22 protein-coding genes and 1 other RNA gene are annotated in these 22,228 nt (G+C 64.5%); 15 read left to right on the top strand and 8 right to left on the bottom strand.

Annotated features, from left to right (window positions below; genetic code table 11):
* Positions 1–88: 88 nt before the first annotated feature.
* The 3 genes from ubiD (at position 89) to ACLEJP_RS20380 (ending at position 3,451) form a co-directional block, all read left to right on the top strand.
* On the top strand, positions 89–1,555 hold the full coding sequence (gene ubiD / locus ACLEJP_RS20390) for a 4-hydroxy-3-polyprenylbenzoate decarboxylase (protein WP_440809263.1): 1,467 nt from the start codon (positions 89–91) through the stop codon (positions 1,553–1,555).
* The gene (locus ACLEJP_RS20385; RefSeq protein ID WP_440809260.1) at positions 1,555–2,523 is read left to right on the top strand and encodes a CDP-6-deoxy-delta-3,4-glucoseen reductase; all 969 of its coding nucleotides are present in this window, start codon (positions 1,555–1,557) and stop codon (positions 2,521–2,523) included. The genes ubiD and ACLEJP_RS20385 overlap by 1 nt, the downstream gene beginning before the upstream one ends.
* Positions 2,524–2,800: 277 nt before the next feature.
* Positions 2,801–3,451 carry a gamma-glutamylcyclotransferase gene (locus tag ACLEJP_RS20380; protein WP_225779701.1) on the top strand — a complete coding sequence of 217 codons (651 nt, stop codon included), beginning with the start codon at positions 2,801–2,803 and terminating at the stop codon, positions 3,449–3,451.
* A 68-nt stretch (positions 3,452–3,519) separates the two neighbouring features.
* Here the strand turns inward: ACLEJP_RS20380 and ACLEJP_RS20375 are convergent, their stop codons facing one another.
* Complete coding sequence (locus ACLEJP_RS20375; protein WP_440809258.1) at positions 3,520–4,497, bottom strand: NADPH:quinone oxidoreductase family protein; 978 nt, start codon at positions 4,495–4,497, stop codon at positions 3,520–3,522.
* Between the two features lie 157 nt (positions 4,498–4,654).
* On the opposite strand from ACLEJP_RS20375, the gene ACLEJP_RS20370 reads away from it, so the two are divergent.
* Positions 4,655–5,059, top strand: coding sequence for a flagellar basal body-associated protein FliL (locus ACLEJP_RS20370; protein ID WP_170033661.1), 405 nt, complete (start codon positions 4,655–4,657; stop codon positions 5,057–5,059).
* Between the two features lie 66 nt (positions 5,060–5,125).
* Here the strand turns inward: ACLEJP_RS20370 and ACLEJP_RS20365 are convergent, their stop codons facing one another.
* Positions 5,126–5,575, bottom strand: coding sequence for an EVE domain-containing protein (locus ACLEJP_RS20365; RefSeq protein ID WP_440809256.1), 450 nt, complete (start codon positions 5,573–5,575; stop codon positions 5,126–5,128).
* A 178-nt stretch (positions 5,576–5,753) separates the two neighbouring features.
* Between ACLEJP_RS20365 and ACLEJP_RS20360 the strand changes: the two genes are divergently transcribed.
* On the top strand, positions 5,754–5,906 hold the full coding sequence (locus ACLEJP_RS20360; protein ID WP_170033651.1) for a hypothetical protein: 153 nt from the start codon (positions 5,754–5,756) through the stop codon (positions 5,904–5,906).
* A 19-nt stretch (positions 5,907–5,925) separates the two neighbouring features.
* Here ACLEJP_RS20360 and ACLEJP_RS20355 read toward each other — a convergent pair whose 3' ends face one another.
* From ACLEJP_RS20355 to ACLEJP_RS20340, 4 genes are all read right to left on the bottom strand, one after another.
* Positions 5,926–6,534: a 5-formyltetrahydrofolate cyclo-ligase gene (locus tag ACLEJP_RS20355; protein WP_289133465.1), complete on the bottom strand. Its 609-nt coding sequence runs from the start codon at positions 6,532–6,534 to the stop codon at positions 5,926–5,928.
* A gap of 81 nt (positions 6,535–6,615) precedes the next feature.
* A non-coding RNA gene (gene ssrS / locus ACLEJP_RS20350) (6S RNA) lies at positions 6,616–6,795 on the bottom strand.
* Between the two features lie 17 nt (positions 6,796–6,812).
* Positions 6,813–7,133, bottom strand: coding sequence for a cell division protein ZapA (locus ACLEJP_RS20345; RefSeq protein WP_440809253.1), 321 nt, complete (start codon positions 7,131–7,133; stop codon positions 6,813–6,815).
* Positions 7,130–7,312, bottom strand: coding sequence for a TIGR02449 family protein (locus ACLEJP_RS20340; protein ID WP_170034340.1), 183 nt, complete (start codon positions 7,310–7,312; stop codon positions 7,130–7,132). Before ACLEJP_RS20340 ends, ACLEJP_RS20345 begins: the two co-directional genes overlap by 4 nt.
* A gap of 185 nt (positions 7,313–7,497) precedes the next feature.
* Between ACLEJP_RS20340 and ACLEJP_RS20335 the strand changes: the two genes are divergently transcribed.
* From ACLEJP_RS20335 to gcvP, 10 genes are all read left to right on the top strand, one after another.
* Positions 7,498–8,052, top strand: coding sequence for a YecA/YgfB family protein (locus ACLEJP_RS20335; protein WP_225779697.1), 555 nt, complete (start codon positions 7,498–7,500; stop codon positions 8,050–8,052).
* 20 nt (positions 8,053–8,072) lie between these two features.
* Positions 8,073–9,407, top strand: a complete 1,335-nt coding sequence (gene pepP, locus ACLEJP_RS20330) for a Xaa-Pro aminopeptidase (RefSeq protein ID WP_440809250.1) — start codon at positions 8,073–8,075, stop codon at positions 9,405–9,407.
* Entirely contained in the window at positions 9,404–10,603 is a 1,200-nt protein-coding gene (gene ubiH, locus ACLEJP_RS20325) for a 2-octaprenyl-6-methoxyphenyl hydroxylase (RefSeq protein WP_440809247.1), read from the top strand. Before pepP ends, ubiH begins: the two co-directional genes overlap by 4 nt.
* On the top strand, positions 10,600–11,085 hold the full coding sequence (locus ACLEJP_RS20320; protein WP_186684121.1) for a DUF4442 domain-containing protein: 486 nt from the start codon (positions 10,600–10,602) through the stop codon (positions 11,083–11,085). The genes ubiH and ACLEJP_RS20320 overlap by 4 nt, the downstream gene beginning before the upstream one ends.
* Positions 11,086–11,094: 9 nt before the next feature.
* Positions 11,095–12,312 carry a 2-octaprenyl-3-methyl-6-methoxy-1,4-benzoquinol hydroxylase gene (locus tag ACLEJP_RS20315; RefSeq protein ID WP_440809244.1) on the top strand — a complete coding sequence of 406 codons (1,218 nt, stop codon included), beginning with the start codon at positions 11,095–11,097 and terminating at the stop codon, positions 12,310–12,312.
* A 211-nt stretch (positions 12,313–12,523) separates the two neighbouring features.
* Positions 12,524–13,525: an extracellular solute-binding protein gene (locus ACLEJP_RS20310; protein WP_440809242.1), complete on the top strand. Its 1,002-nt coding sequence runs from the start codon at positions 12,524–12,526 to the stop codon at positions 13,523–13,525.
* Between the two features lie 161 nt (positions 13,526–13,686).
* Complete coding sequence (locus ACLEJP_RS20305) at positions 13,687–15,309, top strand: ABC transporter permease (RefSeq protein WP_440809239.1); 1,623 nt, start codon at positions 13,687–13,689, stop codon at positions 15,307–15,309.
* A gap of 125 nt (positions 15,310–15,434) precedes the next feature.
* A complete protein-coding gene (gcvT, locus tag ACLEJP_RS20300; RefSeq protein WP_440809237.1) occupies positions 15,435–16,517 on the top strand; it encodes a glycine cleavage system aminomethyltransferase GcvT in 1,083 nt (360 codons plus the stop codon).
* Between the two features lie 51 nt (positions 16,518–16,568).
* Entirely contained in the window at positions 16,569–16,952 is a 384-nt protein-coding gene (gene gcvH / locus ACLEJP_RS20295; protein WP_440809236.1) for a glycine cleavage system protein GcvH, read from the top strand.
* Positions 16,953–17,129: 177 nt separating this feature from the next.
* Entirely contained in the window at positions 17,130–20,003 is a 2,874-nt protein-coding gene (gcvP, locus tag ACLEJP_RS20290) for an aminomethyl-transferring glycine dehydrogenase (RefSeq protein ID WP_440809234.1), read from the top strand.
* A gap of 76 nt (positions 20,004–20,079) precedes the next feature.
* On the opposite strand, the gene ACLEJP_RS20285 is transcribed toward gcvP, so the two are convergent.
* Both ACLEJP_RS20285 and ACLEJP_RS20280 read right to left on the bottom strand, forming a co-directional pair.
* A complete protein-coding gene (locus ACLEJP_RS20285) occupies positions 20,080–20,394 on the bottom strand; it encodes a DUF2388 domain-containing protein (RefSeq protein ID WP_225779688.1) in 315 nt (104 codons plus the stop codon).
* 91 nt (positions 20,395–20,485) lie between these two features.
* Positions 20,486–22,171: a GspE/PulE family protein gene (locus ACLEJP_RS20280; protein WP_440809232.1), complete on the bottom strand. Its 1,686-nt coding sequence runs from the start codon at positions 22,169–22,171 to the stop codon at positions 20,486–20,488.
* Positions 22,172–22,228 lie beyond the last annotated feature (57 nt).

Genomic DNA, 22,228 nt, shown 5'->3' with positions numbered 1-22,228 from the left:
CGGCCCCAATGCATTTTTGCCCCCAAACAGAGCCCGAACGGCGCTACACTCTGCACCCCGACCGATACGGCCAACATGAGGCTCCTGCATGCAGTATCGCGACTTGCGCGACTTCATCCGTGGCCTGGAACAGCGCGGCGAACTCAAGCGCATCCAGGTTCCGATCTCCCCTGTGCTGGAAATGACCGAGGTCTGCGACCGCACCCTGCGTGCCAAGGGCCCCGCGTTGCTGTTCGAAAAGCCCACCGGCTTCGACATCCCGGTGCTGGGCAACCTGTTCGGCACCCCGGAGCGCGTGGCCATGGGCATGGGCGCCGAGTCGGTCGACGAACTGCGCGAAATCGGCAAGCTGCTGGCTTTCCTCAAGGAGCCCGAGCCGCCAAAGGGCCTCAAGGATGCCTGGGCGAAGCTGCCGATCTTCAAGAAAGTCGTGTCGATGGCGCCCAAGGTGGTCAAGGATGCGGTGTGCCAGGAGGTAGTGGTCGAGGGGGACGATGTCGACCTCGGCGCGCTGCCGATCCAGCACTGCTGGCCAGGCGACGTGGCACCGCTGATCACCTGGGGGCTCACCGTCACCCGCGGCCCGAACAAGGACCGTCAGAACCTGGGCATCTACCGCCAGCAGGTGATCGGCCGCAACAAGGTCATCATGCGCTGGCTCAGCCACCGTGGCGGCGCCCTGGACTACCGCGAGTGGTGCGAGAAAAACCCTGGCCAGCCGTTTCCGGTTGCCGTTGCCCTGGGCGCTGACCCGGCCACGATCCTCGGCGCCGTGACCCCGGTGCCGGACACCCTCTCCGAGTATGCCTTTGCCGGCTTGCTGCGCGGCAACCGTACCGAACTGGTCAAGTGCCGGGGCAGCAACCTGCAGGTACCGGCCACCGCCGAAATCATCCTGGAAGGCGTGATCCACCCGGGCGAGATGGCCCCGGAAGGCCCGTATGGCGACCACACCGGCTACTACAACGAAGTGGACAGCTTCCCGGTGTTCACCGTCGAGCGCATCACCCACCGGCAGAAACCGATCTACCACAGCACCTACACCGGGCGTCCGCCGGATGAGCCGGCGATTCTCGGCGTGGCGCTGAACGAAGTGTTCGTGCCGATCCTGCAGAAGCAGTTCCCGGAAATCGTCGACTTCTACCTGCCACCGGAGGGCTGTTCGTACCGCATGGCGGTGGTCACCATGAAAAAGCAGTACCCGGGCCACGCCAAGCGCGTAATGCTGGGTGTGTGGTCGTTCCTGCGACAGTTCATGTACACCAAGTTCGTTATCGTCACCGACGACGATATCAACGCCCGCGACTGGAACGATGTGATCTGGGCCATCACCACGCGCATGGACCCCAAGCGTGATACGGTAATGATCGACAACACGCCTATCGACTACCTGGACTTTGCATCGCCGGTATCGGGGCTGGGATCGAAGATGGGCCTGGACGCCACACACAAGTGGCCGGGCGAGACGACGCGCGAATGGGGGCGGGTCATCGTCAAGGACGAAGCCGTTACCCGCCGTATTGATGAGCTGTGGGATCAGTTGGGAATAGATTGATGCAGGTAACGTTGCAGCCGTCCGGGGCGGTGCTGGTACTCGAACCCGGGGAACGGATCCTGGATGGAGCGCGGCGGCTGGGCTATGACTGCCCGAACAGCTGCCGCAATGGCAATTGCCATGTCTGCGCCGCATTGCTGGTTGAAGGCCGGGTTCGCCAGGACGGCGCAGTCCGTGACCATGGTGAGCTGTTTACCTGCATTGCCGAACCGCTGGAGGACTGCGTATTGCTCTGGGATGGTGTGCTCGCCCTGGGCGAGCTGCCGGTGCGCAAGCTGGCGTGCAGTGTCAGCGAGTGCGTCGAGGTGGGCGGCGATGTCTGGCGCGTGCGTTTGCTCGCCCCGGCCGGCAGGGCGCCGCGCTATCACGCCGGGCAATACCTGATGATCGAGCGCGACGGCGGCAAGCAGGCGGCGTTTTCGCTGGCTTCCGCCCCGCATTCCGGGCGTGAGCTGGAGCTGCATGTGCTGGCGCGCGAGCCCAGCGCCGTGCAACTGATCGCCCAGTTGCAGCGCGACCGCCTGGCGCGCATCGAAATGCCGTTTGGCGACACCCACCTGGCCGAGTTGCCTGACGCGCCGCTGGTGCTCATCGCCGCCGGCACGGGCATGGGCCAGATGCACAGCCTGGTCGAGCATTGCCGGGCCCAGGGTTTCCGTCACCCGGTGCATCTGTACTGGGGCGTGCGCCGGCCGGAAGACTTCTACCAGATCGAACACTGGGACGAATGGCAGCGCCTGCCCAACCTGTTCCTGCACCAGGTCGTCAGCGACCTCTGCGGCTGGGAAGGCCGTTGCGGGATGCTGCATGAGGCGGTCTGCGAAGACATTGCCGACCTCAATGCCGTGCATGTGTATGCCAGCGGCTCGCCAAACATGATCTATGCCACCCTCGACGCCCTGGTCGACGCTGGCATGGATGCGCACCGCATGCGCGCAGATGTGTTTGCCTACGCGCCACGCGGTTAATAACCGAAGTTTCAAAGTGCGGGTATAAGGCGGTAATTGTTACCGCCTTGGCCAATAACTTTCGCGCCGCCTGGAATAATTATTCCCAATCGTCGGAATGCCCGATGAAAATTTCGACATATACTTGAGCTGACGCACCGGTCTGCCTTAGGTTATGCATGTCTCCCTTGTGGCAGCTGGCTTGCCGGCGGCAGGGCTGGCACAGGCAGTACACTACGACTGCCTCGAATCGTTTTTCGTTATATGTGTAGTTCACAGGGAATCATGGCGGCAGCTTATGTCGGCACTTGAAAGTTCGTCCTGGAAAGTTAGTTATCCTCCTTCGCTCGACTTCGGTCAGCAACTGACCCACGAGCAACTGTACAACTCCATGCAGAGCACCATGTCTCGCCATCAGGGTGGGCCGGTCTGGCTGTTTGCCTATGGTTCCTTGATCTGGCGACCGGAGTGCAACTCCGTGGAGCGCCAGCGCGCCCGGGTGCACGGTTACCATCGGGGCTTGTATCTGTGGTCGCACGAACACCGCGGCACCCCGGAAACCCCTGGGCTGGTGTTCGGTCTGGACCGGGGTGGTTCCTGCAGCGGCTTTGCCTACCGGCTGGATGAAAGCAACCTGGACGACTCGCTGATGGCCCTGTGGCAACGCGAGATGCCGTACCCGGCTTATCGGCCGCACTGGCTCAATTGCCGGCTGGGGGATGGCAGCAAGGTACAGGCCCTGGGTTTTGTGCTGGAACGGCACCTGCCGTGCTATGCCGGGAACCTGCCCGACACCTTGCTGAGCCAGATCCTGGCCAGCGCCAAGGGGCGCTATGGCACCACGCGTGACTATGTCGAGCAGACCTTGAATGCCTTGCGTAGTCACCAGATGCCCGATCGCAACCTCGAGGCACGGTTCCGCCGTTGCCATAACCTGCGCGAAGTCTGACAACTTTACCGATGCCCTTCGCGGGCCTGCCCGCGAAGGGCCGGAACTACGGCTCAGGTTGTGCAGCGTTACCTCGCCAGCACCACCAACTTACCCAGCGCCTGCCGCTGCCCCAGCCTTTCAATGGCCGCGCCCGCCTCAGCCAGTGGATAAGTCTGCGACACCAGCGGCTTCAGCTTGCCTTCGGCATGCCAGGCAAACAGTTGCTGGAAGTTGGCCGCGTTGTCCTGTGGCTGGCGTTGGGCGAACGCCCCCCAGAACACTCCCAGCACCGCTGCGCCCTTGAGCAGCACCAGGTTGGCTGCAATTTGCGGAATGGTCCCGCTGGCAAAGCCCACCACCAACAGTCTGCCGTTCCAGGCCAGCCCGCGCACCGCCTGCTCGAACAGCCCGCCACCCACCGGGTCATAGATCACGTCCACGCCCTGGCCGCCGGTCAGGCGTTTGATCTCGTCACGCAGGCTGGCCTGGCTGTAATCGATAAGCTCATCGGCCCCGGCCGCCTTGGCCACGGCCAGCTTTTCCGCGCTGCTGGCAGCCGCGATCACGCGCGCGCCCATGGCCTTGCCGATTTCCACCGCTGCCAGGCCGACCCCGCCGGACGCGCCCAGCACCAGCAGGGTTTCGCCCGCCTGCAACTGGCCACGCTGGCGCAGGGCATGCATCGAGGTGCCGTAGGTCATGCCGAATGCGGCAGCAGTGGTGAAGTCCATGCTCGGCGGCATCGGCAGCACGTTATAGAACGGCACCGCCACCTGTTCGGCGAACGCACCCCAGCCGGTGAGTGCCATGACCCGGTCGCCGACCTTAAAGGCGCCGGCCTTTTCCCCGACTGCGGCCACCACACCTGCCGCCTCACCACCTGGGGAGAATGGCAACGGTGGCTGGAACTGGTACTTGCCTTCGATGATCAGGGTATCGGGAAAGTTGACCCCGGCAGCCTGCACATCCAGCAGGATCTCGTTTTTCTTCGGCACCGGGCTGGCCACCTCTTCCAGCACCAGGTCGCGCGCCGGGCCCAGGGTTTTGCACAACACAGCTTTCATCAGGGCTATTCCTTTGCGGGTAGTGGCCGATAAGTGTAGGAGGGCCGCCTGACCGGTCAACGAGCATGGCCCGCCCTGATGGCGCAGCATAAGCCCGGGCTTGGGTTTGCGCGGTGTGCTGGGTAAGCTGGCGACAACTGTATTGAGGAGCGAATTCGTGAAAGCGTGGATCTTGATGGTGCTGGCGCTGCTGCTGCCGGCTGCGGCCATGGCCGAGGAAGCCAAGGAAGGGGCGCCCAAGGTCGCCTACATCAGCCTGAGCCCGCCCTTTGTCGGCAACTATGCCCTCGACGGCAGCCCGCGGCTGCGCGTGTACAAGGCCGATGTGGCCCTGCGCGTAACCGGCGACGAAGCCGCCAAGGCGGTGAAGCATCACGAGCCGCTGATCCGCAACCAGCTGGTGGCGCTGTTCACCCAGCAATCGGTGGAAAGCATGAGCAATGTCGAGGCCAAGGAGCATCTGCGCCAGGAAGCGCTGAAGCAGGTGCAGCAGGTGATGGAAGCGGAAGAGGGCAAACCGATTGTCGAAGACCTGCTGTTCAACAACCTGATCGTGCAGTGACCGTAAAACCGGCTCCCCTCAGGGCGCCGGTAACGGGCCACCCGTCAGCACCTGATCAGCACCGTTTCAACGCAACGCGACAATCACCGCCCATTGCTCCGCAGTCACCGCCATTACCGACAGGCGGCTGCCCTTCTGTACCAGCGGCAGTTCGGCCAGGCCGGCCTGCTGCTTCAGCCGGCCCAGTTCCAGCACCCGTGGCAGCGTCTGCACATGGGCCACATCCACCGCACTCCACGGGTTCTTTTCCGGCGTGGCCTTGGCGTCGTAATAAGGGCTTTGCGGGTCCAGTGCGGTCGGGTCCGGGTAGGCCGCGCGGATGATTCTGGCAATGCCGGCAATGCCCGGTTGCGGGCAGCTGGAGTGGTAGAAGAAAAATTCGTCGCCAACGCTCATCGCGCGCAGAAAATTCCGTGCCTGATAGTTGCGCACGCCGTCCCAGCGCGCTTCGCCGAGGCGGCCAAGGGCTTCGATGGAGAGCTCGTCGGGCTCGGACTTCATCAGCCAGTAGGCCATGAATGTGCTCCTGAAAAAGTTTGAAATAACCTGTTGCACGAAACCGACAGCCGGTTGACGTCAAGGTTTGCGTGTAGACGCAGGTTGTCGGAAAATGCGCCCCGTTAAAAGCGCGATGCTCCGGCGGTACCCAGAAAATCGCCGAGTACTGAACAGTTTGCCGGGGGGGCAATCTTCGATGAATCAACGCAACAAGCCAGACTTGCTGTGGGTCCTGGTGTTCATTTTCGGCCTGGGTGTGGTCACTACCGGTTATGCGCAAGGGTTCTGGGAGCGCAAGCTGGACAACGCCTACCAGATGCCGGTCGACGCCAGCCAGCCACAACGTTGATCTCCCTCGCTGGCGCCCTTCAGCGTGGCGCCAGGTACCAACCGCGGTCCGAGACCGTGCCCTGCAGTGGTACATCCCAGCTGGCCTGCGCCAGCCGCTCGACCTTCTGGCATTCATGCGCCAGCCCTAACAGCAATGGCTTTTTCCAGGTCTGGCGACGCGCCTGGTAGGCCAGGCTGCGATCATAGAAGCCGCCGCCCATCCCCAGGCGCCCGCCCACTTCGTCGAAACCGACCAACGGTAGCAAAATCAGGTCCAGCGACCAGATCGGGCGCTGGCGCTTGCGCTCGGTGACAGGCTCGGGAATGCGAAAGCGGTTGGGCTTGAGTTTTTCACCCTGGTCGAAGCGCTGGAACACCATCCGTGTGCGGGGCCAGGCGTGGAGTACCGGCAGGTAGACGCGCTTGCCACGGCGCTGGGCCTCGCGCAGCAGCAGGGCGGGGTCAATCTCGCCGTCATTGGGCAGGTACAGGGCAATGTGCCGGGCTCGACGGAACAGCGGGTGTTGCGCCAACTGGCGGTACAGGCCGACAGCGGCCTGGCGTTGCTGGGCCGGGGTGAGGGCGCGGCGGGCATTGCGCAGCAGGCGACGAAGCTGGGGGCGGGTGAGCGGCGCGGTGTCGGTCATGGCACGAGCGGTCCCAAGTGCGTTGGCCGGCATGGCCGACCAAAACGAATTGCCCGCCGGTAGAGGCGGGCAAGAGAATTCAGGCTCCCCGATAAGACCGCTATCGGTGTAGCCCTTGAACCCGAAAGTTCAAGGTGGAGATTGCAGGGGGCGTTAAGGCTTTCCGTCGGGCGGACATGCACACCGGCCCCAGCGTGCAACCCCCGTGGTTGTGCGTATCGGCTCAGGGACATAACCGACTGGCGCATCCCCCAGGGAGTGGCGCCAGTATAACAACCTCAGCCGATTTTGGTATCCGCATCGTCGGACAGCGCCTGGTCGACCCGCTCCAGCAGGTCGCGCACCTGTTCGCGGGTGGTAGCGCCGGCCGGTGCATCGTTGCGATCTTCCTGGCGGTGCAGCATTTCGTGGGTGATGTTCAACGCTGCCATGACCGCGATGCGGTCGGCGCCGATCACCTTGCCGCTGCTGCGGATTTCGCGCATCTTGCCGTCCAGGTAGCGCGCTGCGCTGACCAGGTTGTTGCGCTCTTCCGGCGGGCAGATGATCGAGTATTCCTTGTCGAGGATCTGCACGGTGACGCTATTGCTTGAACTCATGAGTCTTGCTCCAGAGCCTTGAGGCGTAAAATCATCGACTCGACCTTGCGCCTGGCGATCTCGTTCTTTTCGATGAGGTGGGCGCGCTCTTCGCGCCAGGATTTTTCCTGAGCTACTAGGAGTGCATTTTGCCGTTTTAGTTGCTCGACGCGTTGGATCAGCAACTCGAATCGGCTCATCAGTGCCTGCAGGTCGTTGTCTTGCGTGGATTGCACTCGATTCGCTCCGTCGTTGAGTCACCGTGGCGATGATGATGCGTCTCGCCGGGCGGCGACGGCCAGTGCCGATGGTCTTGGCGCGCCTGCCGGTGCTAGGATACAAGGTCTCCATTCTAGTCATTGCGCCGTCTGGCGCCTAGCTGCCCATGCCCAATACCCAATCGCCTTACGTTGCCTTCGCCATGCTGCTGTCCAGCAATGGCCATCCTGTCACCCCGGCCGAACTGCACGGCCTGCTGATCGGCCGCAGTTGCGCCGGTGCCGGCTTCGACGCCGAAGGCTGGCTGGCCGATGCCGCCCAGCTGCTCGAAACCGAGCCTGGCGACACGGTGCGCAACGCCCTGGTCGGCCTGCAGGAAATGGTCAAGGGTGAGCTGACCAGCGACGACATGGCAATCGTCCTGCTGCTGCCTTCCGACGACGCCGCCCTGGGCGACCGTGCCACCGCACTGGGCCAGTGGTGCCAGGGCTTCATTACCGGGTTCGGTCTGAATGCCGGGGGCAAGGACCTGTCCAGCGAGGCCAAGGAAGTGCTGCAGGACCTGGTGGCCATTTCCCAGGTCCAGGAAGCTCTCGAAGAGTCCGAGGACGGCGAGAGCGACTACATGGAGGTCATGGAATACCTGCGTGTGGCGCCGCTGCTGCTGTTCTCCGAGCTGGCCAAGCCGGCCGCTCCCGCGCCCAAGCCATCGCTGCACTGATCAACCGGGGTAGTCTGCCCATGAGCCACATTCCCAAGGCCGAATATGCCCGTCGGCGCAAGGCGCTGATGGCGCAGATGGTCCCCAACAGCATTGCCATCCTACCCGCCGCTGCGGTTGCCATCCGTAACCGCGACGTCGAGCACGTGTATCGCCAGGACAGCGATTTCCAGTACCTCAGCGGCTTCCCCGAGCCGGAGGCGGTGATTGCGCTGATTCCGGGGCGCGAGCATGGCGAATACGTGCTGTTCTGCCGTGAACGCAACCCCGAGCGCGAGCTATGGGACGGCCTGCGTGCCGGCCAGGAGGGCGCGGTGCGCGACTTCGGCGCCGACGATGCCTTCCCCATCACCGATATCGACGAGATCCTGCCGGGCCTTATCGAAGGCCGTGAGCGGGTCTACAGCGCCATGGGCAGCAACCCTGAATTCGACCGCCGGCTGATGGACTGGATCAACGTGATCCGCTCCAAGGCACGCCTGGGCGCCCAGCCGCCGAACGAGTTCGTTGCGCTGGATCATCTGCTGCACGACATGCGTCTGTATAAATCAGCGGCGGAAGTAAAGGTGATGCGCGCTGCCGCAGACATTTCGGCACGCGCCCACGTGCGCGCCATGCAGGCCTGTCGGGCCGGGCTGCATGAATACAGCCTGGAAGCCGAACTGGATTACGAATTCCGCAAGGGCGGGGCGAAGATGCCGGCCTATGGCTCGATCGTCGCGGCCGGGCGCAATGCCTGCATCCTGCATTATCAGCAGAACGACGCCCCGCTCAAGGATGGCGACCTGGTGCTGATCGACGCCGGCTGCGAGATCGACTGCTACGCCAGCGACATCACCCGTACCTTCCCGGTCAGCGGGCGTTTTTCGCCCGAGCAGAAGGCCATCTACGAGCTGGTGCTCAAGGCCCAGGCCGCGGCGTTTGCCGAAATCGCCCCGGGCAAGCACTGGAACCACGCCCACGAGGCGACCGTGCGGGTCATCACCGAGGGCCTGGTGGAACTGGGCCTGCTCGAAGGCGACGTGCAGGCGCTGATCGACAGTGAGGCTTACCGGGCCTTCTACATGCACCGCGCCGGGCACTGGCTGGGCATGGATGTGCACGATGTGGGCGAGTACAAGGTTGGCGGCGAATGGCGGGTGCTTGAACCCGGCATGGCGCTGACCGTCGAGCCGGGCATCTATATCGGCGCCGACAATCAGGCCGTGGCGAAGAAGTGGCGCGGCATCGGCGTAAGAATCGAGGACGACGTGGTGGTGACCAGGCAAGGCTGTGAAATCCTGACTTCGGGCGTACCGCGTACGGTCGCCGAAATCGAGGCGCTGATGCAGGCTGCGCGCAAGGACGTCGCATGAACCGGGTAAACCTGGCGATCATCGGTGGCGGCCTGGTCGGGGCAAGCCTGGCCCTGGCCCTGCAGGCCGGGGCCAAGGCGCGCGGCTGGAAAATCCTGCTGATCGAGCCGTTCGCCCCCGGCGACAGCTTTCAGCCCAGCTACGATGCGCGCTCGTCGGCGCTGTCGTTCGGCACCCGGCAGATCTACCAGCAGTTGGGCTCGTGGCAGGCGATCGAGGGCCGCGCCGAGCCGATCCGGCAGATTCACGTTTCCGACCGCGGCCGTTTCGGCGCTACTCGCCTGGATGCCCAGGAAGAAGGCGTGCCGGCGCTGGGCTACGTGGTGGAGAACGCCTGGCTGGGCCAATGCCTGTGGCAAGGGCTGGACAGCGAAGTGGTGAGCTGGCGCTGCCCGGCGGAAGTGACCTCGATGCAAGCAATCGAAGGTGGCTACCGCTTGCTGCTGAACGACGACACGCCACTGGAGTGCGACCTGGCGGTGCTCGCCGACGGCGGCCGCTCCGGCCTGCGCGAACAGCTGGGCATCCATGTGCGCCACACGCCTTACCAACAAAGCGCGTTGATCGCCAATGTCACCCCGGGCGAGGCCCACGGCGGCCAGGCCTTCGAGCGTTTCACCGAAGACGGCCCCATGGCCTTGCTGCCGCTGCCGGAGAACCGCTGCGCCTTGGTCTGGACCCGCCAGGGCATGGATGCGCGGCGCCTGGCCGATATCGACGAGTGCCAGTTCCTGCGCGAGTTGCAGGCAGTGTTCGGCTACCGCCTGGGCGCGCTGCGCCAGGTCGGTGCGCGGCACCTCTATCCGCTGTCGCTGATCGAGGCCGAGGAGCAGGTGCGGCCGCATCTGGTGGTGCTGGGCAACGCCGCGCACAGCCTGCACCCCATCGCCGGGCAGGGCTTCAACCTGTCGCTGCGTGACGTGCAGGCGCTGGCCGAGGCATTGCTGGCCGGCCCGCAGCGGCCTGGCGACCTGACCACCTTGCAGGCTTATCAACAGCGCCAGCGCCTGGACCAGGCCCTGACCATCGGGTTTTCCGATCAGGTTACCCGCCTGTTTGGCAGCAGCCAGCCATTGCTGGCCGCCGGGCGCAACCTCGGGCTGCTAGGGCTCGACCTGCTGCCGCCGGCGAAAAGCTGGTTTGCCCGCCAGGCCATGGGCCTGGGTACCCGCGCCGATTCGCGGGGGCAGGCATGACCGCTGATGCACGCCGGCTGGCGCGCCGCGCGCGCCTGTTGCGCTGGCGCCTGAACCTGTTCCCGCCGCACCTCGGCGCCGGTATTCGCGTGCAGCACATCAGCGCTGACCTGCGTAGCGTCAAGGTCGCGATGAAGCTGACCCGCTGGAACCGCAACTACGTCGGTACCCAGTGCGGCGGCAGCCTGTACGGCATGGTCGACCCGTTCTACATGCTGTTGCTGATCGAGCAGCTGGGGCGCGACTACATTGTCTGGGACAAGGCCGCCAGTATCGATTTCATTTCACCGGGCAAAGGCCCGGTGTATGCCGAACTCCACGTCGATGACGCATTGCTGGACGAGATCCGTCAGCAGACCGCCACCGGCAAGAAGTGCCTGCCGCGGCTGCAGGTCGATATTCGCGACGGCGCCGGCGAGCTGGTGGCGCGGGTCGATAAAACCCTATATGTGCGGCTCAAGCCGCAAGCGAGGCTGGCGTAAGGCATGGAAATGCGCGCAGATCTGTTGATTGTCGGTGCCGGTATGGTCGGCAGCGCCCTGGCCCTGGCGTTACGCCACAGCGGCCTGCAAATCCTCTTGCTCGACGGCGGCCCGCTGGCGGTCAAGCCGTTCGATGCCCAGGCCCCGTTCGAACCGCGTGTCAGCGCGCTGTCGGCGGCCAGCCAGCGCATCCTCGAGCGCCTGGGCGCCTGGGATGGCATTGCCCGGCGGCGTGCCACGCCTTACTCGGACATGCACGTATGGGATGGCAGCGGTACCGGCCAGATTCACTTCTCGGCCGCCAGCGTGCATGCCCAGGTACTTGGCCATATCGTCGAGAACCGGGTGGTGCAGGATGGCCTGCTGGAGCGCCTGCATGACAGCGATATCGGCCTGCTGGCCAATGCGCGGCTCGAACAGCTGCGCCGCTCGGGCGATGAGTGGCTGCTGAGCCTGGCCGATGGCCGCCGGCTGCGCGCGCCGCTGGTGATTGCGGCCGACGGCGCCAACTCGGCAGTGCGGCGCCTGGCTGGTTGCGAAACCCGCGAGTGGGATTACCTGCACCATGCCATCGTCACCAGCGTGCGCTGCAGCGCCGGGCACCAGGCCACGGCCTGGCAGCGTTTCACCGATGAAGGGCCGTTGGCGTTCCTGCCGTTGACCCGCGATGGCCAGCAGGACTGGTGCTCGATCGTCTGGTCGACCACGCCGGAGCATGCCGAGCAGTTGATGGCCTTGGACGAAGTGGCCTTCGTGAAGGCCCTGCAGCAGGCTTTCGAGGGACGCCTGGGGGATGTGCTGCAGGCCGACCCGCGGCTGTGCGTGCCGCTGCGCCAGCGCCATGCCAAGCGCTATGTGGATGAAGGCCTGGCCTTGATCGGCGATGCCGCGCATACCATTCACCCGTTGGCCGGGCAGGGGGTCAACCTGGGCTTCCTCGACGCTGCCGTGCTGGCCGAGGTGCTGGTCAATGCCTGCGAGCGTGGCGAGCGGCTGGCGGATGTGAAAGTACTGAGCCGTTACGAGCGCCGACGCATGCCGCACAACCTGGCGCTGATGGCGGCGATGGAAGGGTTCGAGCGGTTGTTCCAGGCCAATCCGCTGCCGTTGCGCTGGTTACGTAACACTGGCTTGAAGCTGGTGCAGCAGATGCCGGAGGCCAAGGCGCTGTTCGTGCGCCAGGCGCTGGGTTTGACCGGTGATCTGCCGGATCTCGCCAAGGCATGAGATTGCTGAAAACTGTGGGAGCGGGCAAGCCCGCGAAACAGGCAACGCGGTGTATGGCACCGGCTTTGCCGGTGTTCGCGGGCTTGCCCACTCCCACAGGAGCCTCGCAACTGTTATCCCTCTGCAACATCCAGTAACGGCTAGGTAGATGAGCGGGAAAATGGGATTCACTACCATTTGCGCCTCTCATACGATCCGAGGAGCGCTTTCCATGTTGCCACGCAAGCCCCTACTGGCCGCCCTGGCCCTGACCCTGTTCGGCGGCACTGCCCAGGCGGCGGACGAAGTGGTGGTGTACTCCTCGCGCATCGACGAGCTGATCAAACCGGTATTCGATGCCTATACCGCCAAGACCGGGGTGAAGATCAAGTTCATCACCGACAAGGAAGCCCCGCTGATGCAACGCATCAAGGCCGAGGGTGACAACGGCGTGGCCGACCTGCTGCTGACCGTCGATGCCGGCAACCTGTGGCAGGCCGAGCAGATGGGCATCCTGCAGCCGATCAAGTCCGCGATCATCGACCAGAACATCCCGCCGCAGTACCGCGCATCGTCGCATGACTGGACCGGCCTGAGCCTGCGCGCGCGCACCATCATCTATTCCACCGAGCGGGTAAAGCCGGAGGAATTGAGCACCTATGAAGCGCTGGCCGACAAGCAATGGGAGGGCCGCCTGTGCCTGCGTACGGCGAAGAAGGTGTACAACCAGTCGCTGACTGCCACCCTGATCGAGACCCACGGTGAGGCGAAGACCGAGCAGATCGTCAAAGGCTGGGTCAACAACCTGTCGACCGACGTGTTCTCCGATGACAACGCAGTAATCCAGGCCATCGAGGCCGGCCAGTGCGACGTGGGCGTGGTCAACACCTATTACTATGGCCGTCTGCACCAGCAGAACCCGCAACTGCCGGTGAAGATCTTCTGGCCCAACCAGGGGGACCGTGGCGTGCACGTGAACCTGTCCGGCATCGGCCTGACCAGGCATGCGCCACACCCGGAGGCGGCGAAGAAGCTGGTGGAGTGGATGACCGGTGAAGAGGCGCAAAAGCTGTTTGCCGATATCAACCAGGAGTTCCCGGCCAACCCGAAGGTCAAGCCATCGGACGAAGTGGCGGCGTGGGGGAGCTTCAAGGCCGACAGCATTCCGGTGGAAATCGCCGGCAAGCGCCAGGCTGAAGCGATTCGCTTGATGGACCGGGCTGGCTGGAACTAAGCGCCAGGCTTTATCCTTCCGGGGCTTATCAGGCCTTTTCGCGGGCACGCCCGCTCCCACCGGTTGCCCACTGCCGTTGACGCATGTGGGGTCCCTGTGGGAGCGGGCATGCCCGCGAACGACCGCAAGGCGGTCGCAAATCATCCGTAGAGACATTCTAGTTGCCGCACACCGCCCAACGCCGCTGGTACCTCCCGGTCGCCCTGACCGCCGCCTTGGTGCTTCTGCCCTTGAGCGTGCTGCTGCTGTCGTGGCAGTCGGTCGACCTGCAGATCTGGTCGCACCTGCTCGACACCCAGATGAGCCGCCTCTTGGGCAATACCCTGACGCTGGTGGCGGGTGTAGGCACCGGCGTCACGCTGCTGGGCGTCAGCCTGGCCTGGCTGACCAGCCTCTGCGAGTTCCCGGGCCGGCGCTGGCTGGACTGGGCGCTGATGCTCCCGTTCGCCATCCCTGCCTACGTGCTGGCGTTCGTCTTTGTCGGCCTGCTGGACTTCGCAGGCCCGGTGCAGAGTGCCCTGCGCGAAGTGTTCGGGCCCATGCGCCTGCCGCGGGTGCGCTCCACCGGGGGGGTGATCGTCGTGCTGGTGCTGGTGTTCTACCCCTACGTCTACCTGCTGGCGCGCACCGCCTTCCTGGCCCAGGGCAAGGGCCTCATGGAGGCCGCCCGGGTGCTTGGTCTGTCTCCCTTGCAAGCCTTCTGGCGCGTGGCGCTGCCCATGGCGCGGCCGGCTATCGGTGCCGGGATTGCCCTGGCACTGATGGAAACCCTGGCGGACTTCGGTGCCGTGGCGGTATTCAACTTCGACACCTTCACCACCGCCATCTACAAGACCTGGTACGGCTTCTTCAGCCTGTCCAGCGCAGCCCAGTTGGCCAGCCTGCTGTTGCTGGCGGTGATGTTGGTGCTGTACGGCGAGCGCCGGGCCCGGGGTGCCAGCCGCAGCGGCAATGAGCGGCCGCGCGGGCAGGCGCTGTACCACCTGCGCGGGGTCAAGGCGTTACTGGCCAGTGGCTGGTGCCTGCTGGTGTTCGCCTGCGCTTTCATCATCCCGCTGCTGCAACTGCTGACCTGGTTCTGGCAGCGTGGCCGGCATGACCTGGACGAGCGCTACGTCGGCCTGGTACTGCATACCCTGTACCTGGGCGGCATGGCGGCACTGGTCACGGTGAGCGTGGCGCTGTTGCTGGCCTTCGCACGGCGCCAGGCGCCGACGGGGACTATTCGCGCTGGCGTCGGGCTGGCCAACCTGGGCTATGCCTTGCCCGGGTCGGTGCTGGCGGTGTCGATCATGCTCGCCTTCAGCTACCTCGATAACCAGCTGGTCATCCCGTTGTCCAGCTGGCTGGGTGGGGCCGGCAAGCCGCTGTTGCTGGGCAGCCTTGCCGCTTTGCTGCTGGCGTATCTGGTGCGCTTCATCGCGGTGGCCTACGGGCCGCTGGAAAGCAGCCTGGAACGTATCCGTCCGTCACTTCCCGAGGCATCGCGCAGCCTGGGTGTCGGTGGCATGAGATTGTTTTTCAAGGTGTATCTGCCGCTGCTGGTACCGGGTGCCCTCAGCGCCGCCTTGCTGGTGTTCGTCGATGTACTCAAGGAAATGCCGGCAACCCTGCTGATGCGCCCGTTCGGCTGGGACACCCTGGCCGTGCGGGTGTTCGAGATGACCAGCGAGGGTGAGTGGGCGCGTGCATCGCTGCCAGCGCTGACCCTGGTGCTGGTGGGACTGCTGCCGGTCATCGGCCTGATCCGCCGTTCGGCCCGTCGACCTGGTCACAGTCACTAAGGGTGTCAGCCTGCGCCCTTGCGGCTACAATGCGCGGCACTCGCGCGGCGGGTCCTACACAAGAAGAGCTGACGACCCAACGTCATCGACCGCCGCCGCTTCGCCACGCCCGGAAGGAGAAACCCATGGGACAGCGCACGCTTTTGTATGACCTGCACCTGGCGCTGGGCGCCAAGACGGTCGATTTCGGTGGCTGGGACATGCCCCTGCACTATGGCTCGCAGGTCGAGGAGCACCATCAGGTGCGCAGCGATTGCGGGGTGTTCGATGTTTCCCACATGACCGTGATCGATGTCGATGGTAGCGACGCTACTGCCTGGTTGCAGCGTCTGCTGGCCAACGATGTGGCCCGCCTCGACGATATCGGCAAGGCGCTGTACAGCCCGTTGCTGCAGGAGCAGGGCAAGGTCATCGACGACCTGATCGTCTACCGTACCGAGACCGGCTACCGCCTGGTCACCAACGCCGCCACCCGGGCCAGGGTACTCGATTGGCTGGCAGCACAACGTGCCGGTTATGCCGTGGACTTCCGGGTCCGCCCCGACCTGGCCATCCTTGCCATCCAGGGCCCGCATGCACGCGAGAAGGTGGCCGCCTTGCTCAGCCCCGCGCGCGCCGCGCTGATTCGCGAACTGCGCCCGTTCGAGGGCGTTGCCGAAGGCGACTGGTTCATTGCCCGCACCGGTTATACCGGTGAAGACGGCCTGGAGATCATTCTTCCAGGCGAGCAAGCCGTGGCCTTCTTCAACGACCTGGTCGGTGCCGGTATTGCCCCAAGTGGCCTGGGCGCCCGTGACACCCTGCGCCTGGAAGCCGGCATGAACCTGTACGGCCAGGACATCGACGAAACCCACACCCCGCTCACCTCCAACCTCGGCTGGAGCATTGCCTGGGAACCCGCCGAGCGCAACTTCATCGGCCGCGCCGGCCTGCTGGCGGAAATCGAACAAGGGGTGCAGGAAAAACTGGTCGGCCTGGTGCTGGAAGAGCGTGGCGTGCTGCGTGCCCACCAGGTGGTGCGTGTAGCCGGGATTGGCGAAGGGGAGATCACCAGTGGTAGTTTCTCGCCTACGCTGAGCAAGTCCATTGCCCTTGCACGCGTACCCATGGCGACCGGCGACCGGGCCGAGGTGGAAATTCGCGGTAAGTGGTACCCGGTGCGGGTGGTCAAACCGACCTTCGTGCGCCACGGCAAGATCCTGATCTGATCAAATTTCAACCGGCGGACGTACCGCTGAGCCAATCGAGGAATTCAAGACATGAGCGATATCCCTAGCGACCTGCGTTTTGCCGAAAGCCACGAGTGGGCTCGCCTGGAAGCCGACGGCACCGTGACCGTGGGTATCAGCGACCACGCCCAGCAAGCCTTGGGCGACGTGGTGTTCGTCGAACTGGCCGAGGTCGGCAAGGTGTTTGCCGCTGGCGACGCTGCCGGTGTGGTCGAGTCGGTCAAGGCCGCTTCGGACATCTATGCCCCGGTCGCCGGCGAAGTGATCGCGGTCAACGAAGAACTGGCTGACAGCCCTGAGCTGCTCAACGAAGAGCCTTACGAGTCGTGGATCTTCAAGCTCAAGCCAAGCAACCCGGCCGAGCTGGGCAAGCTGCTGGATGCTGCTGGTTACGCTGCCGCGATCGGCGAGTAAGACCGCGTCGCCTGCTCCCACAGGGGTCGCGCCAGCCTCAGGGCTTGTGGTTGACCTGTGGGAGCGGGCATGCCCGCGAAGAGGCCGATACTGCAAAACAAGTTTCCCCGCACAATCGGCAATCCCTTCCTAGACTTGTAGTCTCCATGAGAGCTGGCCTAGGAAGAGAGCGTCGTCATGTCCCAGTCGCCATCCCTGCATCAACTGCAAGAGCCCAACCCTTTCCTGCGTCGCCATCTGGGCCCCGATGCTGCCGAGCAGCAGGCCATGCTCAACGCGCTTGGCGTTGCCAGCCGCAGTGAGCTGATCGAGCAGACCGTACCGCCAGACATCCGCCTCGATCGCCCGCTCGACTTGCCCGCTGCGCTGGACGAACAGGCCGCCCTGGCCAAGCTCGCCGGCTACGCCGAGCAGAACCAGGTCTGGACCAGCCTGATCGGCATGGGTTACCACGCTACCATCACGCCCACGGTTATCCTGCGCAACGTGCTGGAAAACCCCGGCTGGTACACCGCCTATACCCCCTATCAACCCGAAATCGCCCAAGGCCGGCTGGAGGCGTTGCTGAACTTCCAGCAGATGGTCATCGATCTCACCGGGCTGGCCCTGGCCAATGCCTCGCTGCTCGACGAGGCTACTGCTGCCGCCGAAGCCATGGCGTTGGCCAAGCGGGTGGCGCGTAACAAGAGCAATGCATTCTTTGCCGACGAGCACTGCCACCCGCAGACCCTTTCGGTGCTGAAGACCCGGGCCGAGGGGTTTGGCTTCGAGCTGATCGTCGACTCTGTGGACAACCTTGGCAAACACACGGTGTTCGGTGCTTTGCTGCAGTACCCCGACACTCATGGCGAAATACGCGACCTGCGCCCGCTGGTCGACCAGTTGCACAGCCAGCATGCACTGGCTTGCGTGGCAGCGGACCTGCTCAGCCTGGTGGTGCTGGCGCCGCCGGGCGAACTGGGTGCCGACGTGGTACTGGGCTCGACCCAGCGCTTTGGCGTGCCAATGGGTTACGGCGGCCCCCACGCGGCCTATTTCGCCTGTCGCGACGACTACAAGCGGGCCATGCCGGGGCGCATCATCGGCGTGTCGCGCGATGCCCGTGGCAACACCGCCCTGCGCATGGCGCTGCAAACCCGCGAGCAGCATATCCGCCGCGAGAAGGCCAACTCCAACATCTGCACGGCGCAGGTACTGCTGGCCAACATTGCCGGCTTCTACGCGGTCTACCATGGCCCTGAAGGCCTGCGACGCATCGCCCAGCGCGTGCATCGGCTGACCTTCATCCTGGCAGCGGGCCTCGAAGCCAAGGGCATCCCGCGGCTCAACCAGCATTTCTTCGATACGCTTACCGTGGAGGTAGGCGGTGCCCAGGCGGCCATCATCGAAAGCGCCGAAGCTGCGCAGATCAACTTGCGTATTCTCGGCCGCGGGCGTCTCGGTGTGAGCCTCGACGAGACCTGCACGGAGCAGACGGTACTGCGCCTGCTGGACATCTTCCTGGGGGTGGATCACGGCCTGGACATTGCCGCGCTCGACCAACTCGCCCTGCCCGAAGGGATTCCAGCGAGCCTGGTGCGGCGCACGCCGTTCCTCGCTCACCCGGTATTCAACCTGCACCACAGCGAAACCGAGATGTTGCGCTACCTCAAGCAGCTGGAGAACAAGGACCTGGCGCTGAACCAGTCGATGATCCCGCTGGGCTCGTGCACCATGAAACTCAATGCCACCAGCGAGATGATCCCCATTACCTGGCCGGGCTTTGCCCAGTTGCACCCGTTTGCCCCGGCCGCCCAGGCCACCGGCTACAAGGCGATGATCGACGAACTGGAAAGTTGGTTGTGCGCCATTACCGGCTTCGATGCCATCTGCATGCAGCCCAATTCCGGTGCCCAGGGCGAATATGCCGGGCTGATGGCCATCACCCGCTACCACCGCAGCCGTCACCAGCCGCAACGCACCTTGTGCCTGATCCCGTCGTCAGCCCATGGTACCAATCCGGCCTCGGCGCAGATGGCCGGCATGGAGGTGGTGATCGTTGATTGCGATGACCATGGCAACGTTGACCTGGCCGACCTCAAGGCCAAGGCGCACGCTGCCGCAGACCGCCTGTCGTGCCTGATGATCACCTACCCGTCGACCCACGGTGTATACGAGGAGGGCATTCGCGAAATCTGTGAAGTGGTGCACCAGCACGGCGGCCAGGTGTACATGGATGGTGCCAACCTCAATGCCCAGGTGGGCTTGGCTCGTCCAGCGGATATTGGCGCCGACGTTTCCCACATGAACTTGCACAAGACCTTCTGCATCCCCCACGGCGGTGGCGGCCCTGGAATGGGCCCGATCGGCATCCGCGCGCATCTCAAGCCGTTTGTCGCCAGCCACCCGGTGGTGCCGGTGCCCGGCCTGGACCCGAACAACCATGCGGTCAGCGCCGCACCCTGGGGTAGTGCGAGCATCCTGCCGATCAGCTGGATGTACATCGCCATGATGGGCCCGCAGCTGGCTGATGCCAGCGAAGTGGCGATCCTTTCGGCCAACTACCTGGCCAGCCAGTTGAGCAGCGCCTTCCCGGTGCTCTACCGTGGTCGCAACCAGCGGGTGGCGCATGAGTGCATCCTCGACTTGCGGCCGCTGAAAGCACTGACCGGCATCAGCGAAGAGGACGTGGCCAAGCGCCTGATGGATTACGGCTTTCACGCGCCGACCATGTCCTTCCCGGTGCCCGGCACGCTGATGGTCGAGCCGACCGAGAGTGAGTCGAAGGCCGAACTGGACCGGTTCGTCGAGGCGATGCTGGCGATTCGCGCGGAAATCGGTGAAGTGCAGGAGGGTAACTGGCCGGCGGAAAACAATCCGCTCAAGCATGCGCCGCATACGCTGGCAGACGTGCTCGGGGTGTGGGACAGGCCTTATAGCCTGGAGCAGGCGGTGGCACCCAGTGCTCACGTACGCCAGCACAAGTACTGGCCGGCGGTGAACCGGGTCGACAACGTGTATGGAGACAGGAATCTGTTCTGTGCTTGTGTGCCGGTGGAGGCTTATCGCTGAAACTAGGGCGCTCCTGCAAGGGTACCCGTCCCGTGCAGGGGCGGTCGCGACAGGGGTGCCAGGCACCCCCAGGGATTTATTCGGCTACCGCGTTCTTGGCCAGAATGGCATTGGCCAGTTCCATGTCGCTGGCCTGCAGGCCAGGGTTCTCTGCGCGGGCCTGACGAATTGCCGCTTCCAGGAACGGTCCACGAATCGCGCCTTCGCTGGCCACGAAGCTGCCGGCGTCATCCTGCGCCGCCATCACCAGCTTGTGGTCCCCCGAGGTCAGGTAGCTCGATGCCGTGGTGGCACCGGTGGTCATCACGTTACGCCAGAAGGTATCGGCCATGGCCGGGCCAATAGGCAGCGAAAGCAAGGCAGCGGCGGCGATGGCGGTTTTGAGACGCATGTTGAAAAAACCTCGAAAGGGGTGGCGGTTGAAGATGCGCGGTTGGAGTGGCGGTACAGAGGTAAGTTCCTTGAATACAAGGCGTTTTTTCTCACGAACAGGCCCGTAGCACTTCTTCTTCCCGGGTCTGCCCGCAGGCCAGCTTGGCGGCCCCGCAAGCGCGCAGGTCGAGCAGGCCATCGGCCTTTGCCTGGCGCCGCAAACTGGCCAGATCGCTGCCTGGGCCTATCAGGGCACGCAGGCTGTCGCTGGGCACCAGCAGTTCGAACAACCCGGTGCGGCCGTGAAACCCGGTACCCCGGCAGGTACGGCACGGCTGGCCGCCGGGCGCAGTCAGTGCGCCGCGACAATCCGCGCACAAGGTACGCACCAGGCGCTGGGCCATCACGCCGACCAGCGTCGCCTTGATCAGGTAGTCGGCTACGCCCAGCTCTTGCAGGCGGGTGATTGCACTACAGGCATCGTTGGTATGCAGGGTGGACAGCACCAGATGACCGGTCAGTGCCGCCTGCACCGCCACCAGCGCCGTCTCGCGGTCGCGAATTTCGCCGATCATGATGATATCCGGGTCCTGACGCAGCAGTGCCCGCACACCATTGGCAAAGCCGAGGTCCAGCGCAGGCTGCACCTGCAACTGATTGAATGCAGGCTCCAGGCGCTCGATAGGGTCCTCGATGGTGCACAGGTTGACTTGCGGCGTGGCCAGCAGCTTGAGGCTGGCATACAGCGTGCTGGTCTTGCCGGAACCGGTCGGCCCGGTGACCAGGATGATGCCCTGGCGCTGTCGCAGCAAGCCATGCCACTGGGCCAGTTGTGGCCCTTCCAGGCCAAGGCGACCGAAACCTTCCTGCAGTTGGTGCGGGTCGAACAGGCGCAACACCAGTTTCTCTCCGAACGGTGTTGGCAAGGTCGACAGCCGCAGTTCTACCTCGGCGCCACCCGGCAGGCTGCTCTGCAGGCGGCCATCCTGCGGCCGGCGTTTTTCCGCGACGTCCATGCGCGCCAGATGTTTCAGGCGGCTGACCAGCGCCAGGGTGACCCCGGCGGGGAAGGCATACACGCAGTGCAGCAGACCATCGATGCGATAGCGCAGCTGGCCCTGCTCGCGGCGGGGTTCGAGGTGGATATCGCTGGCGCGCTGTTCGATGGCGTACTGCAGCAGCCAGTCGACGATATGCACGATATGGGCGTCGTCGGCGCTGGCCTCGGCCTGGCGCTTGCCCAGTTCCAGCAGCTGTTCGAGTTCACCGAGGCTGGCCGACTGCTGGTTTTGCGCACCCTTGACCGACTGAGCCAGGCGGTGGAATGACTGCCCGGCCTGGCGAATCTGCAACGGGCTGGCCAGCACGCGACGTATCGGCCGGCCCAGGCTGCGGGCCAGGTCGGCCTGCCAGTCATCCTGGTACGGCTGGGCGCTGGCGACTGTGACAGCGGTGTCGTCGGCGGCGACGATGAGAATCCCATGGCGCTGGGCGAAGGCAGGGGAGATCAGGCCGCTGATCTGCGTCAGGTCAAGTTGCATCGGGTCGATGCGCAGGTAGGGCTGGCCGACCTTGTTGGCCAACCATCGGCAAAGGCGATCCAGGTCCAGGGGCTGGCCGGGGTGCTGGCGGTCCTCCAGGGCGCAGGCGGCGATCTGCTCCAGTGGGTGGGCGCCGGGGTGGGTGTTGGCGTGTTCGAGTACTGGCAGCGTGTCGTTGGCGTGCAGGTGCTGGTCGGCGAGCAGGGCCTGGAGCACCCGGCTGAGGTCGAGTGCCGGATTGTCGGGGGTATGCATTGGCGCTTCCGTGCTTGATGGAGAGGTGTCGATCAAGCCTAGCCGGGCGCTGGAACG

Origin of the sequence: Pseudomonas sp. SMV7, from assembly GCF_052041995.1 — a bacterium.
GTDB lineage: Bacteria > Pseudomonadota > Gammaproteobacteria > Pseudomonadales > Pseudomonadaceae > Aquipseudomonas.
The sequence above is the reverse complement of the archived record's forward strand: the minus strand, read 5'-3'. Positions and strand labels throughout refer to the sequence as shown.